The following is a 13077-nucleotide window of genomic DNA, read 5'->3' as shown; positions in this document are numbered from 1 at the left end:
ACGTGGCCGTCACTGCTTTGTCGCCCCCGGATGAACGACCGAGCCGGCCAGCCGCGCCATCTCGGCCTGCTGCGCCGGCGTCGTGCCCCACGTCTCCCGATCCGGCGGACGAATCCGCCACGAGGCGCGGTCGGTGGCCTTGCGCCACTTGCCGATCTGCTCGGCCGGCACTCCCTCCACCTCCAGCGCCATCACCGCGTCGAGTACTTCCGCGAGCGGGGTGTCGCCGCCGATGCCGCGCAACCGCAGCTGCCCCCGCAAATAGGTGGCGATGTCGTCGTCTGCCGTCACCGCCGCGATGAGCGTGACGGCCTCTGCGTAGGGCGCTCGGACGCCTCCTCGAAAAGCCGCTCGTAGAAGTCGCTGATCTCACCCATCTCGACGTCGACGTAGTCGTCCTTGTCCATCAGGTGGATCCAGCGGCGCCGCGACGACCCGTTCTCGAACGCCAGCAGCTCCTGCAGGTCCTCGACCGGGCGTTCGTTGCCGTCGGGGTCGATGAACACTCCCCCGCGGACCTCGGGCTCCCAGTTCGCGGGCGTGCCGTCGTCGTCCAGCAGAGCGGGCCGGATCATCCGCTCGAAAGCAGCCAGCGCGTCCACGCCGTCGCCGCTGCGGCGGGCCTTCACGATGTCGGCCATGCGCTTGTAGGTCATGCGCGGCCGAGCGGTGAAAGTGTGCTCCTCGACGACGCCATCCCGCTCGAACTGCACCGTGTGCACCACGGTGCCGGGCAGGTCAACGACGGCGGCAACGGTCTCGTCGTAGTCGTCCTGCTCGGCCGGTGCGGACGCAGCAGCAGTCTTGGCGGGGGTGGTGGTCTTGGTGGCGGGGCGGCGGCGTCGTGTGGTGGTTTGAGGCATGCGGACAGGTTGGAGCAAGCGGCGGATTCGTGTGTGTCCGTGAGTACGTGACTCTCTATCGGGCTGCGTCGAGCGCGCGGGTCAGGAAGTAGGTGCCGCGGTTACCGGGGTGCCGCACCCACTTGAAGAACACGACCTCACCGCGCCAGATGAACCGCAGCGCCTTGCGGCGGCGGGCCCGGATGATGTGCGGCCCCGCGCCGAAGTGGTGGTAGCCGAGGTAGTTGGTGATGCCGGGGATACCGGCCACGATGTCGACGTAGGGGCCGACGGAGTTGCGACCCCGTTCTCGGTGGATCGACGCCAGCAACCGGCCGGTGTCCACGCCGACAAGGGTTTGCGCGGCGGCGAGCACCCGCGCGGCCCGGGCTTCCAAGTCACCGGCGCCGCGGGCGAGATCCCGAAGCACGATCTGGTCCAGCCGGTGGCCCGTGTAGGTGAACCGCGCCCCCATGGCTTAGGCGAGTGTGCCGACGGTGACCGCGATCGACCCCTCCAGCCCGGAGTAGCCACCCTCTGGCCCCAAAGCCTCCACGGCGCCGGCCGTGGCGCGTGACCCCTTGGGCAGGCCGCCGGTGATGCGGGCAGCGACAGCGATCAGCGCCTGCGACAGCAGCCCGGCGTCCCGCATCGACGCCAGCCCGGCGCGGGTGACCTCGCCGGCGTCGGGCGGGGTTGTGCCGTCCGGGGATTCGGGGTGGCTGCGCACGAGCTGCGCGACCAGCACGGTGTGCCGTACCCCCATCGAGCTGATCTGCCGGCCGGTGCCGCGCGGCTCGCCGCCGGTGCCGGGAGCGGGCCCCTGCCCGATGCCGGACATGGTGATGACCAGCTGCTCGCAGTCCCACGCCACCATGCGGGGGTTGCCGGCGGCGATGATGCGTCGCTCGGGCAGCCGCGCGGACGGCTCGGCGGCGGTGAAGTGGTCGACGATGCCGTCGAGCAGCATCTGCGCGAGCGCGGGCACGTCGAGGCCCAGCCCCGCGGTCATCCGAGCAGTCCGCGGATCCGGTCGATGAGCTGCGTCTTGGTGCCGCTGGTGGCGAGCCCGAGGGTTTCGGCCAGCTCTTGCAGGGCGGCCTTGCTCAGGCTTTCCAGGCTCTCGGGCAGCTCCACGGTGGCGCCGAGGTCGACGTCGGTGTGGACGTTGAACAGCGATTGGTCGGCACCAGGCTGCTGCTGGTCGGGCTCCGACGCGGGCTGCGCCACCGGCGCAGGCTCCGGCTCGGGCACCGGAGCGGGCGGCGGCGCCCACGGGTCCCACTGCCGCCGGTCGATCATGTGGTGGTCCTCGCTCTCCGCAGATCCGGCGACCACACCGAGGCCGCCTGCTTGATGCCGTACGGATTCACCGACCGGATCCACGCGTCCACCGAGTAGATCCCGGTCAGCCCGTCCTGCAGGAAGTCGAAATCGTCGAGCATGTCGTAGGTGATGCCCTGCCGCGTCACCGTCTGCACCCGCCGCGGCAGCTGGCAGCGGCCCCGCTCCTTCGGGTCCGAGCACGTCGCGCGCCCGAACTCCACCGCCAGCTCGACGCACGCCAGCCGGCCACCGGCAGGCGCGTCCTTCCCGTAGGCGTAGGTCGCGACCGTGCGCTCCCCGCACATCGGCCAGCCGCTCCCGTCGGTGCGGGACAGCCACGCCCCATCCAGCCGGTAGGCGTCGAAAAGCTGCCCGTCGATCGTCACCGACGTCACCTCGGTCACGTCCGGGTGCGGAAGCCGGATCGAGTTGGGCTCATGGTGGCCGCCCACCCAATCCAGCGCCCACGACGGCCCCAGGATGTTGGTCCCCCGGTAGCAGCGGCAGTGACCCCACGATTGGTGCCACGGCCACCCCGGCTCCCCCGGCAGCGGCGGCGCCGCCCGTAGCACCACCTCGGCCATGTGGCCGGAGCCTCGCCACCGACGCCCCGTGGCAGACCACAGGATGTCGGTGGCGAGCTCCAGGTAGCCACACCACTCGGCCGCGGAGTGCAGGGCAGCGACGTCGGCGGGGATGTCGTCCACGCCGGCCCACGCCCGGCACCCACTCGGAGTGGTCACGACACCTCGACGAAGCCAGCCGTCAGGTCCGGGATCGACGACACCCGGCAGTACTGCCAGATCCGGTCGGTCGGGAAAGTGATGTCCCCGGCCGGGCCGGCGCCGAACTCACTGTTCGACTCCAGCGTGCCGGAGAACGTCGGCGTGGTCGGGTCCTCAGCACCCAGGGAGATTGCCTCCGACGGGGTGAGCCGGGCCCGAGGCAGCACCCAGTGGAAGTACGGCAGGTTCGCCGCGTAGGCGTTGTCCAGCACCGCCCGCGACCACGCCTCGATCGCGATGCCGTTCGGGGTCGGGTCGACGTTCACCTGCGGCGCCCGGTAGCCGATCACGTTCGGGCCGGGAGCGCCGGCCACCGCCTCGGTGATGGTGACCTCGGGATCGGTGCCGCCGGTCAGGCCCGACGAGTCCGCGATGATCATCGGCAGGTTCCGGTTGGCGAGGAACCCGCCGAACTCGATCGTGAACGGGCCGCTGCCGGACACAGTCACGTCCCCGGGGTGAATGTTCGACAGCGCCTCCAGCGCTGCCTGGATATCGGCTGCGTTGGCGTTGTACGGGATACTCGCGGTGGTCTCCCCGTCGAACGTCAGAGTGAAGGAACCACCCGTCGGCGACCCCTCGATTTCCAGCGTCTGGATCTCGTCGGTGCCACCGCTGGTGATCACCTCGCCGCCACAGCAGAACTCCAGCACGTTGGGGTCCGGGGTGCAGATGATCAGGTCCTCGATCAAGCCACGAAGCAGCGTCCGCGGCGGCGCGTAGTACACGCACACGACGCCCTGTCCGTTGCGGAACTCGACCGCGTCGGGCTCCGAGTACTCCTGGTTGACACCGATCTGAGCCAGCGACTCAGTCACGTAGCAGTTCTGCGGACCAGGCAGCGGCGCACCGCTCTCGTCCAGCTTGGTCAGGCGAAGACCGAGCGCGAAAAGCGAACCCGCGCCGTCGTATCCACCAGCCATTTCTCGGTTTCTCCTACAGCTCGATCTCGATAGCGAGGTGCACGCACGGGTCGAAAAGCGCCGCCACAACGCGCGACGCCCACGCGGTGCGGGTGTTGGTAGCGTGGTCGATCGACTCAGGCCCGCTGGTGATCTCCAGCGGCGACATCAAGACCGACACAGGGCTGGTGGCGTACGCCCACGCGGTGGCGCCGACAGGTTCACCGCTCGGGCCGGTGCCCTCGTAGCCGCCATCGGCGATGACCACGTTCCCGGCGAGCGTGTACAGCACCTGCCCAACCCGGTACACGTACTCGCCCAGCTGCGGCAGCATCATCACCGGCACGTGCAGGAAAACCTGCTGCCCGGCGGCGGCCTCCATCGCGGCCTGCTCCAGCAGACCGATACCGAGGCGCACGCTCGCAGCCGGTGACCCGCTCACCTCGGTCGCGGCAGCCGACGCCAAATATGGGTTGGTCTGCGACGACCCGGCCGGGCTGTCGAACGGGTCGGCCTGTGTGCCGGCACCGGACCACAGCTCACGCGCGACCGCGAAAGGGGTCTGCGCCTCCGCGATGCGCCGCAGCCTAGCCTCGTCGACCGGGCCCGACAGGGTCGAGCACTCCTCAGCCAGCTGCAGGTCGACCGGGCGGTAGTACACCGCCTCGGCCGGCCGGGGCGGCCTGTAGTCCGCGGGGTCGGCTGCGACGCAGGCCGGCGCGAGCCGGTACTCGGTGGCGCACCGCTCGGGCACCCACACCAGCCCCAGCTCCCAGTTCGGGAGCTGAGCGGGATCGGGGCGCTCCGCGGACGCCACCAGCCCGAAGGCTGGTGGCGCCGCGGGCACACCCGGCACAGGGGCGAACATCCGTGGTTGCCTCAGTCGGTGATGGCGCTGGTGTCCTTGGTGCCGGCGGTCTGGCCGGTCGGGTTGACCGTCATGACCAGGCGCAGGGACTCGACCCCGCGGAACGCGGCACCCTCGAACGTCTCCAGGAACTGCCGGTAGCGGTTCTTCGCGTTCAGCTCGTGGTCACGCACCAGGCCGAGGTCGAGCGAGCCACCGTTGAGGAAAAGCCAGCTACCGGCCGGGTACAGCAGCGAGTCGATCTGGTTCGGGAAACCGGGGAGCGCCGCCCCGGCGGCCACGTCGTCGTACACCTGCGGCGCGATGGTGACACCGTTGACGCTGATCGCGCCGTCACCGCCGGTCGTGGTCGCAACCGCCACGGAGGGGTTGCTGCCGCCGGTGAACGAGCCGCTCGACGTCATCTCCGGCACGTCGGTGCCCGCGACCGCGGGGCCGCCGAAGGTGACCACCCACGGCGAGTTCGGGCCGGGACCACCGGTGACGGTGATGTCGTACGGGCCGATGTTGTCCAGCGCGACCAAGGCGTTGTACACGTCCTCGGCGGTCGCGTCGTACGCGATCTCGTCCGTGGTCTCGCCGTCGAAAGTCAGCGTGAACGACCCGCCGGTCGGGCCACCGGTGATCGTGATCGTCTGCACCTCGTCGGTGCCGAGCACGCCGTCCATGTGCCACACCGGGGTCACGCCGCGGCGAGCGAACCAGGCCTCCAGGTCGCCGTCGGCCACCCCGAGCGCGGCCTTCCAGTCACCGGCGGCCATCTGCCGGGCGAGGTCGGCGCGCATCAGGTGCTTGACCCAGAACGGGGCGACATAGGTCAGCGGGAAAGATTCGTCGATGCGGTGCTTGCTGCGCAGGTACGCGACCGCCTTGTCGATGTTGGCGAGGATGTCACGGGTCGCGCCCACCACCTGCGAGGCCGACAGGATCTTCGACTCGGCCGCCATCTTGCTCAGCAGCAGGTTCTCAGCGAGCCGCGCGTGCGCGATGTCGCCCTGCCGCAGGTTGGCGGTGGTGGTCTCCGGGTCGAAACGGGTGGTGATGTTGGAGAACTCCAGGCACAGGTACGCCGCCCAGACGTACTCCTCCTTCATGCCTGGGCAGTCGACCTCGTAGCAGCGCTTGCTCGGGCCGGTGTTGTTGACCACCGACGCGTCGGCGTCGTCCTCGACGGTCCACTGGCCGACGCCGTTGACCGCGGACCCCGCGGACACCGGCGGCCGGTACATCAGCCCGCCACGCTCGACCTGCACCGCGACCATCGCCTGGTCACGGATCGGGCGAGCGGAGGTGCCGACCACCTCGACGCTGTAGTCCGGGCTCAGCGGCGCGCACAGCCCACCGGCGGCGGTCAGCGACTCGCGGCTGGTGAGGGCCTCCAGCTTGTGGTAGTTCGCCGCGATGTCCTGCCCGAGCTTGCGCGACTCGGGGTACTCGATCGCGAAGTGCGCGACCGGGACACGACCGGAGTAGGCGCGGTCCTGGTAGACGGTGCGGTACTTCTCGTGCAGCTGCTTGGCCAGCTCGTAGCTGGAGGTGATCGGCGCACCGGCGGTGTCCTGCCCGCCGTACACCCGGACGTTGACGAACTCGGCGGCGCGCGGCACCGCCGAGGTGGTGGTGACGCGGGCGGCGCGGCCCTTCGGCTCCTGCGCTGCGGCGGCCGGCTGTTCACCCTTGCCGGCGAGCGCGGCGAAAGCCTTCGCGGCGCCCTCGGCGGCGGCCTTGGTGACCTGCGCGATCAGGTCAGCGGAGGCGGCGACGGCGGCGGGCTGCGCGGCGTCCTCGGTCACGGGCTGCACGGGCAGCTCGGCGACCTCGCCACCCCCGGCGGCCTCGCCCTCGACGTCGGCAACGTCGGCAGAGCGGCCCAGCGTGTCGGCCTCGATCTCGGCAAGCAGCCGCTGGGTCTCGCTGTCCAGCTCGCGCTGTGCCTCCTCGCGGGCGGCGATCTCGCCGACAACGGCGTCACGGATCGGCTTCAGCGCCTGCAGCGTCTTCAGGGTCTCCTGCGACGCACCGGCCTCCTTGGCCTCGGCGACGAGCGCCTGGATGGCCTCGCGAGCCTCGGCGAGCTGCTCGTCGGTGACCTGACTGGCGTCGCTGGTGATCTTCTCCGCGAGTCCGCGGAGCTGGTCGAGCGTCATCTTCCTGGGGTGCCTTTCCGGCGCGGATGCGTGGGGTTCGGGTGCGGGGCGTCGGCTAGGCCGTGGGCGGCGGTGGTGCGCTAGGCGCGGGGCCGCTCTACCCCTCCTTGATCGCGGAGGGTGAGCTGGTGTGTGCGGGTGTGTCGGGGAGTCGCGTGTTGCTGTGGTTGCGGGGCCGGGCGCGGGCGTGGGTCGGCCCGGCCACCGAGGGGGGTCCGAGGGGCGGTGGCCGGGCCAGGCTGGGGAGCGGATACGGGCCCTGGGGAAGACTCGACCCCGGGCCCGCCACCACACCGACCCGGGGTCGAGAGATTGGCGCAGCTGCTGTGCGGCTGCTTCGCGGGCACGATGCCTAGCCCGCGCGGGTGTGCCCACCGGAGTCGCGAGTCACCGGGGGTTGCCGGGGGTGTGCCGTTGATGTGGGAGGTGCCCCGCCAGGGCAGTACCTTTCGCGGAGTCAGGCCCCGAGCTGAGGGCGGTGCCGCGCAGCTCGGGGCCCGCTGTCGTGTTCACGGCCGCTCGTGCCGCGCTCTGCGGCGCTGTGGGCGGCGCACGGACCGGGAGGGGGAGTCACGCCGAGCACCGCGCGTGACAGCCGAGCACCGCGCGCGACAGTCGCTTTCAGGAGATGGCCCCGCTGCGCCGCCGCGCGGCGGTCGGCGGGCGGTGCCGCTTCCGTGCCTCGGACCAGGCGGCCAGGAAGTCCAGCACGGCCGGACGCGGGTACAGCAGCATGGCGCGCTTCCCGCGCTCGCGCCGGATGGGGTCGGGGAAGGCGGGGTGATCGCGGACCAGCTGCAGCACGCGCTGGCGGGAGACGCCGAGCAGGTCGGCGACCTCAGCCGTGGTGATCAGGTTCCCCGTCTCCCTGACGAAAGGGCTGATGCGGTTCACGAACTCGTCCTGGTTCAGGACCTCCACGGCGACGGCGTCGATGCCGACACCCGGTGCGGCGGCGCGCGCGGCGCGCACCACGGCGTCGGTGGCGACCGCGGTGGCGGCGGTGAGGTCGTCGGCTTCGACGGTCACCTGCACCGTCAGGTAGCCGTCGAGCATGGACGGCACCCCGGCGAGCGGGGCGAGCTGGTCGACGATCTCGTCGAGCACGTCGTCGAGCTGGTAGCCGGCGTGGTCGATGGTGCGGTTGGTCAGGCTGGTGGCGACGTGGGCGGCGTACTCGGGCATCTCCGCCTCCCTTCCCGGTGTCAGCGCCAGATGAATCCGGCGCGCTTGAGCTGCGCGATGCCGTTGCGCAGCGAGCGGTGGTCCGACGCTGTGCCCGAGAACACCGCGACGACGACGTTCTCGGCGTTGCGCACCTGGTAGTGCCCCTTGCGGGTGCGCTTGACCGAGAAGCCCTGTCGCTCGGCCTCCTCGAGCACTTTGCGTAGGTCCTTGTCCACGGTAACCCCCTCCCTTGTCTGGTGACAAGGGTATGAGGCGAGACGAACTCTTGTCAATCATGACAAGAGCCGTTGAGCTGCAGATATACGCGACACACGGCCGGATGGCCGCACCGCACACACCCGGTCAGGGCTCCCGCGACCGCAGCTCGGCACGCTCGCGCGCGATGGTCTCGATGGTCGCGCGATGGAAGATCCAGCCACCCGAGCGCAAGCGACGGCCATGCAGACCCTCGCCGCGCTGGCGCACGGCGGACGCAGTGACACCCAGGATGCTCGCGGCCTCATCGGCGTCGATCACCTGCGCGAGCGGGTCGAAACCGGCGGCCAGCTCGTCGCGGCGCTCGGACTCGTCGGCCGCGACCGCCTCGGCGGCGACCAGCTCACCCGAGGGCGTGCAGTCGATCGCGAGCAAGGCGGACGCGAGCACGACGCGCGCCGCGGCGATGGCCTGCTCGGGCTCGGCGGCGGCGAGCGCCGTGACCACCCGCAGCCCGCCGGTCGGCGCGCGGCCCGCACTGGAACGCGCGGGCAGGGCCCGCACCAGCTCGACGAGCTGGTTGTCGTCGAGCTGGTCCCCCGTGGTGATGCTGACGTGCCAAGTGGTGCCCACGATGCTTGCGCTCCCTGCTGGTCGGTGCTGTGCTGGAGGGGCGCCGACCGGGGCGTCACACCCGCCCCGGTCGGCCCTCCGGTTATTCGAACCGGAACCCGGTCCCCTGGACCTCGGCCACGAACCGACGGAAGTCCTCCCAGGTGTGGTCGGTTCCGTCGATCACGTAGACGATCCCACTGGGCGACTTGGCCACCCAGTGCCCGTAGCGGGCGGGGTGGAGGGTCAGCCCAACCGTGAGGGCGATGCGCCGCTCACGAGGGGTCGGCTTCCGTGCTGCCATCCAACCTCCTCTCTTTCGGAGACGCAAGTATCATAACCCCTTTGCTGACGTTGACGCAAGTCTTGCGCCGAGCATTCCTCGGTCATCTTGCGCTCACACAAGAGTGGATGGTGTGGTGGCCACACAGCACCGAGCCCACGCCAACCGCACCCGGCCACGGCCCACCGACCAGCCCGCGAGGCTAGGCCACCTTCAGCCGCAGCCGACGCTCCAGCACCGCATCGATGTCCGCCCGGATCCGCGCCCGCTCCACCTCGTCCGTGGTGCCCCGCAACGCCTCCGACAGCGCCCGCAGCCACTTGTCGCAGTCCTCGACCGTCGGGCACGGGTACGCCCTGCGCACCCCCATCACGAATGCGGACCGCGTGGTCGATGGAGGCCGCGACGGCGGCGTGCTCATCAATCCGCCTTGGCCGCGGCCTTCATCGATTCCCACAGCGCCACTGCTGCGCAGGCTTGAGCACGCGAGGGCGGCCGAACCTGCTGCAGGCCGCGCCACTGCTTCACGTCACCGGTGGCGCAGATGTGCTTCGCCCAGTTGATCGCCGACGCGATCGCGTGCCCCACGCTCATGCCACGCCGGTGCATGTGCACCGCCGCCCGATAGATGATCGACTTCTCGAACGCCTTCTGCAGCCCCGCCGGCAGCCGGTCGATCCAGTTCTTCCGGGGACTCTTGTCCAGCACCCCGAACACAGCCTCGACCTCACGCAGCAGCGCAGCGGGCACCGGGTCGGCGATCAGGCCCCAGCTTTTGGGGCTACATCACCGTCCTCCAGCTCGGCCAGCATCATTGCGAACCGAGCTGGGGTTTCGTCCAACTCCGCCAGCAGCGCGGCCGTGCGCTGCGGGGTCTCGTCCAGCTCCGCCAGCAGCTGCTCGGTCTGCGCGGCCAACTCGACCTCGCTGCGGCGCTGCTCGATGCGCTCGGCGATACGGTCGGCCAGCGCGTCGGGATCGAGCCCGCCCGCGGCGTCGACGACCGGCGCCTGCGTGCCCTGCCGCACCACACCCGCGGCGACCAGCGACAACGGCGCACCCGCCGCCACCCGAGCGCGCGGGATCGGGAATCCAGGCGTGTTGACCGCGAGCGCCGCGACCAGCTCCAGCCCATCACCGACCCGGCGCCAGTCCCCGGACAGCGCCGACGCGCGCAGCTTCGCCCGGGTCAGCTCGTCCACGTGCGGCCGCAGCGCACCGGCCACCCAGATGCCGTACTCGTCCTCACCGGCCGCCACATCGGCGACCACGGTGCCCGTGTTGTCGTAGTGCGCCGCAGCAGCGTGCCGCCCCAGCTCCGGAGCGGCGTGACCGGTGTCCAGGGTGATGTGCCCGACCGCCACCTCAGTGCCGTCGTCGCACAGCACCGCGCCGACGCGGAAGTACGCGTATCCGCTGCTGCTACGGGGCGGGGTGACGCACTGGTTGGGGAAGCTGACGTGGCACTGCCCCCAGGTCGCGAGGTGCCCGTACACGCGGCCGTCCTCGGTGACCTGCAGCGGGGTCGGCCCGTCCAGCTTCGGGTCGGTGAACCACCACGCGGGCGGCCGGGGCGCGGCTGCAGCGACCACCGAATCCAGGTCCCCGCTCCCGGGCCCGGCCTCACTGTCGGAACCGATCTCGACCACGCCGGTCACCTCCTCACCGGACGCGGCGAGGGTGTCGCGGGCGTCCTGCTCGTGCGCGTCGCACACGGCCACATACGCTTCGCCGTCGCGGAAAAGTAGCGAACGGACGGCCGGCTCGTCGCCGAACTCGCACTTCTGCGGCGCGGCGGGGTCACCATCGCCGCCCGGCGCGTCGGCCGCGGGCTGCTCCCCTGCCACCACCGGCTCGGCGGCGTGCGCGGCCTCGTCACGGGTGCTGCCATCGGCGCGCCAGTGCTCCGGGATGCGGTTCTCCAGCCCGATCGCCTTGGCGCGGCGGATGATGTGCCGCCGCGCGGCCTTGACGTCCTTGGCTCGGCCGACGGCCTGGATCGCGCGGTCCAGGTCGTCGCCGTTGCGGATCGGGAAGCTGCCGTCCGGCATGGCCTGCCCCTTCTCGGCGGCGCGCCGGCGGTCCTTAGCGGTCAACCCGGCGGCGACCACAGCCACCCTGCCGGCAGGCTGCTGTTCATCCGGCAGCATCCCCTCACCGTCGTCGAGGTCGTCGTCGCGGTCCGCCCACGCAGTGCGGATGTACTCCACGATGTCCTGAGCCAGCTGCAGCGCGTCCCGCTGCTGCCCTTCACCAGCGGCGATCACGTCGGCGAGCTGGTCGACCGCATCGAGCGGCAGCTGCAGCTCCACCTCACCGCTCGGCACCTCGATACCGGCCGCGCACAGCCCGCACATGTCACCCACCTCCGGGGACCGCCACGCCGGCGACGCCGCCGCGGACAACCCCTGCGGTAGCTCCTCGGCGGGAAGCGGCTCGAACGACGCTTCGGGTGCGTCGGCCAGCTCCGCGTAGCAGTCCCCGAAAGCGGGGATCGGCACCAGCGTCGCGGCGGCGATCTCGGCGGCGTGGGTGACGATGCGGCGGCGCGGATTGGCCGGGTCGAGCGGGCCGCCGGTGTCGCCCAGCACTTCGTAGTCCATGCCGGCCAGGTCCACGGACAGGCCGCGCAGCGCGCCGCTGGTGAAAAGCCGCGCGATGTCGTAGCTGCCGACCTTGGCGCCCTCGATCAGCACCCCGGTGCCGGACCACACGTAGGTGCCCTCCGGGAACGGCTTGCCGGTGCGCCGCGAGATCACCTGCGGGCCGGGGGTGCGGGTCAGGGTGTCGATCCGGCCGACCACCCCGGCAGCGCCGGCGTCGTCGCCGCCGTGCGCACTCTCCGGCTGCGCCAGCAGCGAGATCGGCAGCGCCCGGTAGGACAGGGCGCCGGGGGCGATGTAGCGACCGTCGCTGGTGTCCAGGCCCTCGATCACCAGCACCGGCAGGCGGATCGGGATCTCACCGTTCACGGCCGGGCCGGTAACGACGACCTCGGCGGCGGTGTCGCTGGCGGTCGGTGCGGTCAAGACGTCTCCCGTGGTCGGCGCTCTTCGAGGGGCGCCGACACGGTCGCCAGCGATGCGGCGGTCGGGGTGGGGAGTCGCGAGTCAGGCGTCGGGCTTGTGCTCGGCGCACCACTTACGCCACGCGTCGACACCCTGCTCGCGCAACACCTTCATGGCCTCGTCGCTGGTGGTGTAGTCGCCGTCGCTGACCGTGGCGCCCGCCATGTCGGCCTGCCGCTCGCCGAAGGTGGACTGGGCAGGCTCAGTCACGGCGTCTCCGCGGGCGGTATCGCCGTCAGCTCGATCCATCGCCGGCCGTCCCTTTCCTGTACCGAGTCGACCTTGAAGCCGCTGTTGTGGGGCAGGATAAGCTCCCGCTCGTTCCCGTGGCCAACTCCGAGCCCGTCCGGGACGATCACCGGCATGCCCTTCGGCACCCGAATGACCATCTCGACATCGGAGTCCTCCCACCCCGGGGGTGCCGAGTTGGCCACCGTGGTCGACACCAGCCCGGGCATGGTGACGACACGGCCAGGCACCGTGCCGCTCGGGATGCCGGCAGCGTTCACGTAGCGCCGCACCGTGGTCGGCGCCGGGGTGTGGTACTTGGCGAAAAGATCGTTGATCGGGCCGAACCTGGCCGCGTTCATGTACGCGTGGAACTCCGGCGGGTAGCGGTCAGGGTTGCGCAGAAAGTCGTTCATCTGCACGAACCCGGTGCCTGCTTCTCGCTGGTGGTCGCGCTACCGCCGACCCGCTGCCGGTAGTCGTCGGTGAGGTCGTCACCGGTGAATCGCCCTGGGTGGTGGAGAGGCTCTGATCTAGTAAGGAGACTGGAGCCGTGCCTGCACCTCGGAAGTTCGATGAGGAGACCCGCGCCCGCGCGGTGCGCCTGTACGCTGACCGGCTGCGTGATCACGG

18 protein-coding genes are annotated in these 13077 nt (G+C 71.0%); all 18 read right to left on the bottom strand.

Annotation, left to right across the window (positions count from 1 at the left end; genetic code table 11):
* Window positions 1-9: 9 nt before the first annotated feature.
* A complete protein-coding gene (locus BUE41_RS29125) occupies window positions 10-291 on the bottom strand; it encodes a hypothetical protein (protein WP_073460572.1) in 282 nt (93 codons plus the stop codon).
* Window positions 288-863, bottom strand: coding sequence for a hypothetical protein (locus BUE41_RS31005; protein WP_073460571.1), 576 nt, complete (start codon window positions 861-863; stop codon window positions 288-290). Before BUE41_RS31005 ends, BUE41_RS29125 begins: the two co-directional genes overlap by 4 nt.
* 55 nt (window positions 864-918) lie before the next feature.
* Entirely contained in the window at window positions 919-1317 is a 399-nt protein-coding gene (locus BUE41_RS29115; protein ID WP_084756114.1) for a hypothetical protein, read from the bottom strand.
* Between the two features lie 3 nt (window positions 1318-1320).
* Window positions 1321-1854 carry a hypothetical protein gene (locus BUE41_RS29110; protein ID WP_073460570.1) on the bottom strand — a complete coding sequence of 178 codons (534 nt, stop codon included), beginning with the start codon at window positions 1852-1854 and terminating at the stop codon, window positions 1321-1323.
* Window positions 1851-2144 carry an SAP domain-containing protein gene (locus tag BUE41_RS29105; protein WP_073460569.1) on the bottom strand — a complete coding sequence of 98 codons (294 nt, stop codon included), beginning with the start codon at window positions 2142-2144 and terminating at the stop codon, window positions 1851-1853. Before BUE41_RS29105 ends, BUE41_RS29110 begins: the two co-directional genes overlap by 4 nt.
* Complete coding sequence (locus BUE41_RS29100) at window positions 2141-2911, bottom strand: hypothetical protein (protein ID WP_073460568.1); 771 nt, start codon at window positions 2909-2911, stop codon at window positions 2141-2143. The genes BUE41_RS29105 and BUE41_RS29100 overlap by 4 nt, the downstream gene beginning before the upstream one ends.
* Window positions 2908-3876: a hypothetical protein gene (locus tag BUE41_RS29095; protein ID WP_073460567.1), complete on the bottom strand. Its 969-nt coding sequence runs from the start codon at window positions 3874-3876 to the stop codon at window positions 2908-2910. Before BUE41_RS29095 ends, BUE41_RS29100 begins: the two co-directional genes overlap by 4 nt.
* 13 nt (window positions 3877-3889) lie before the next feature.
* Window positions 3890-4723 carry a hypothetical protein gene (locus tag BUE41_RS29090; RefSeq protein ID WP_073460566.1) on the bottom strand — a complete coding sequence of 278 codons (834 nt, stop codon included), beginning with the start codon at window positions 4721-4723 and terminating at the stop codon, window positions 3890-3892.
* A gap of 11 nt (window positions 4724-4734) precedes the next feature.
* Window positions 4735-6870: a major capsid protein gene (locus BUE41_RS29085; protein WP_073460565.1), complete on the bottom strand. Its 2136-nt coding sequence runs from the start codon at window positions 6868-6870 to the stop codon at window positions 4735-4737.
* A gap of 621 nt (window positions 6871-7491) precedes the next feature.
* Window positions 7492-8055: a helix-turn-helix transcriptional regulator gene (locus BUE41_RS29080; RefSeq protein WP_073460564.1), complete on the bottom strand. Its 564-nt coding sequence runs from the start codon at window positions 8053-8055 to the stop codon at window positions 7492-7494.
* A gap of 20 nt (window positions 8056-8075) precedes the next feature.
* Window positions 8076-8273: a hypothetical protein gene (locus BUE41_RS30590; RefSeq protein ID WP_143172439.1), complete on the bottom strand. Its 198-nt coding sequence runs from the start codon at window positions 8271-8273 to the stop codon at window positions 8076-8078.
* A 127-nt stretch (window positions 8274-8400) separates the two neighbouring features.
* Complete coding sequence (locus BUE41_RS29075; protein WP_073460563.1) at window positions 8401-8886, bottom strand: hypothetical protein; 486 nt, start codon at window positions 8884-8886, stop codon at window positions 8401-8403.
* An 82-nt stretch (window positions 8887-8968) separates the two neighbouring features.
* Window positions 8969-9169: a hypothetical protein gene (locus tag BUE41_RS29070; RefSeq protein WP_073460562.1), complete on the bottom strand. Its 201-nt coding sequence runs from the start codon at window positions 9167-9169 to the stop codon at window positions 8969-8971.
* Window positions 9170-9350: 181 nt separating this feature from the next.
* On the bottom strand, window positions 9351-9518 hold the full coding sequence (locus BUE41_RS31000; RefSeq protein WP_159444989.1) for a hypothetical protein: 168 nt from the start codon (window positions 9516-9518) through the stop codon (window positions 9351-9353).
* A gap of 50 nt (window positions 9519-9568) precedes the next feature.
* On the bottom strand, window positions 9569-9898 hold the full coding sequence (locus tag BUE41_RS29065; RefSeq protein ID WP_073460561.1) for a hypothetical protein: 330 nt from the start codon (window positions 9896-9898) through the stop codon (window positions 9569-9571).
* A gap of 11 nt (window positions 9899-9909) precedes the next feature.
* The gene (locus BUE41_RS29060) at window positions 9910-12177 is read right to left on the bottom strand and encodes a hypothetical protein (protein WP_073460560.1); all 2268 of its coding nucleotides are present in this window, start codon (window positions 12175-12177) and stop codon (window positions 9910-9912) included.
* Between the two features lie 81 nt (window positions 12178-12258).
* Window positions 12259-12426: a hypothetical protein gene (locus BUE41_RS30995; RefSeq protein WP_159444988.1), complete on the bottom strand. Its 168-nt coding sequence runs from the start codon at window positions 12424-12426 to the stop codon at window positions 12259-12261.
* Window positions 12423-12860: an ADP-ribosyltransferase gene (locus tag BUE41_RS29055; RefSeq protein ID WP_234997661.1), complete on the bottom strand. Its 438-nt coding sequence runs from the start codon at window positions 12858-12860 to the stop codon at window positions 12423-12425. Before BUE41_RS29055 ends, BUE41_RS30995 begins: the two co-directional genes overlap by 4 nt.
* Window positions 12861-13077: the final 217 nt, after the last annotated feature.

Source organism: Pseudonocardia thermophila, assembly GCF_900142365.1.
Lineage (GTDB): Bacteria > Actinomycetota > Actinomycetes > Mycobacteriales > Pseudonocardiaceae > Pseudonocardia > Pseudonocardia thermophila.
Note: the sequence above shows the minus strand (reverse complement) of the source record. Positions and strands in the feature narration are given on the sequence as shown.

What these genes read in the sequence shown, in the direction of transcription:
- BUE41_RS29110 (WP_073460570.1), bottom strand. Translation starts at nt 1,854, where the DNA reads ATGACCGCGGGGCTGGGCCTCGACGTGCCCGCGCTCGCGCAGATGCTG.
- BUE41_RS29070 (WP_073460562.1), bottom strand. Translation starts at nt 9,169, where the DNA reads ATGGCAGCACGGAAGCCGACCCCTCGTGAGCGGCGCATCGCCCTCACG.
- BUE41_RS29090 (WP_073460566.1), bottom strand. Translation starts at nt 4,723, where the DNA reads ATGTTCGCCCCTGTGCCGGGTGTGCCCGCGGCGCCACCAGCCTTCGGG.
- BUE41_RS29115 (WP_084756114.1), bottom strand. Translation starts at nt 1,317, where the DNA reads ATGGGGGCGCGGTTCACCTACACGGGCCACCGGCTGGACCAGATCGTG.
- BUE41_RS29085 (WP_073460565.1), bottom strand. Translation starts at nt 6,870, where the DNA reads ATGACGCTCGACCAGCTCCGCGGACTCGCGGAGAAGATCACCAGCGAC.
- BUE41_RS29095 (WP_073460567.1), bottom strand. Translation starts at nt 3,876, where the DNA reads ATGGCTGGTGGATACGACGGCGCGGGTTCGCTTTTCGCGCTCGGTCTT.
- BUE41_RS29105 (WP_073460569.1), bottom strand. Translation starts at nt 2,144, where the DNA reads ATGATCGACCGGCGGCAGTGGGACCCGTGGGCGCCGCCGCCCGCTCCG.
- BUE41_RS31000 (WP_159444989.1), bottom strand. Translation starts at nt 9,518, where the DNA reads ATGGGGGTGCGCAGGGCGTACCCGTGCCCGACGGTCGAGGACTGCGAC.
- BUE41_RS29080 (WP_073460564.1), bottom strand. Translation starts at nt 8,055, where the DNA reads ATGCCCGAGTACGCCGCCCACGTCGCCACCAGCCTGACCAACCGCACC.
- BUE41_RS29055 (WP_234997661.1), bottom strand. Translation starts at nt 12,860, where the DNA reads ATGAACGACTTTCTGCGCAACCCTGACCGCTACCCGCCGGAGTTCCAC.
- BUE41_RS31005 (WP_073460571.1), bottom strand. Translation starts at nt 863, where the DNA reads ATGCCTCAAACCACCACACGACGCCGCCGCCCCGCCACCAAGACCACC.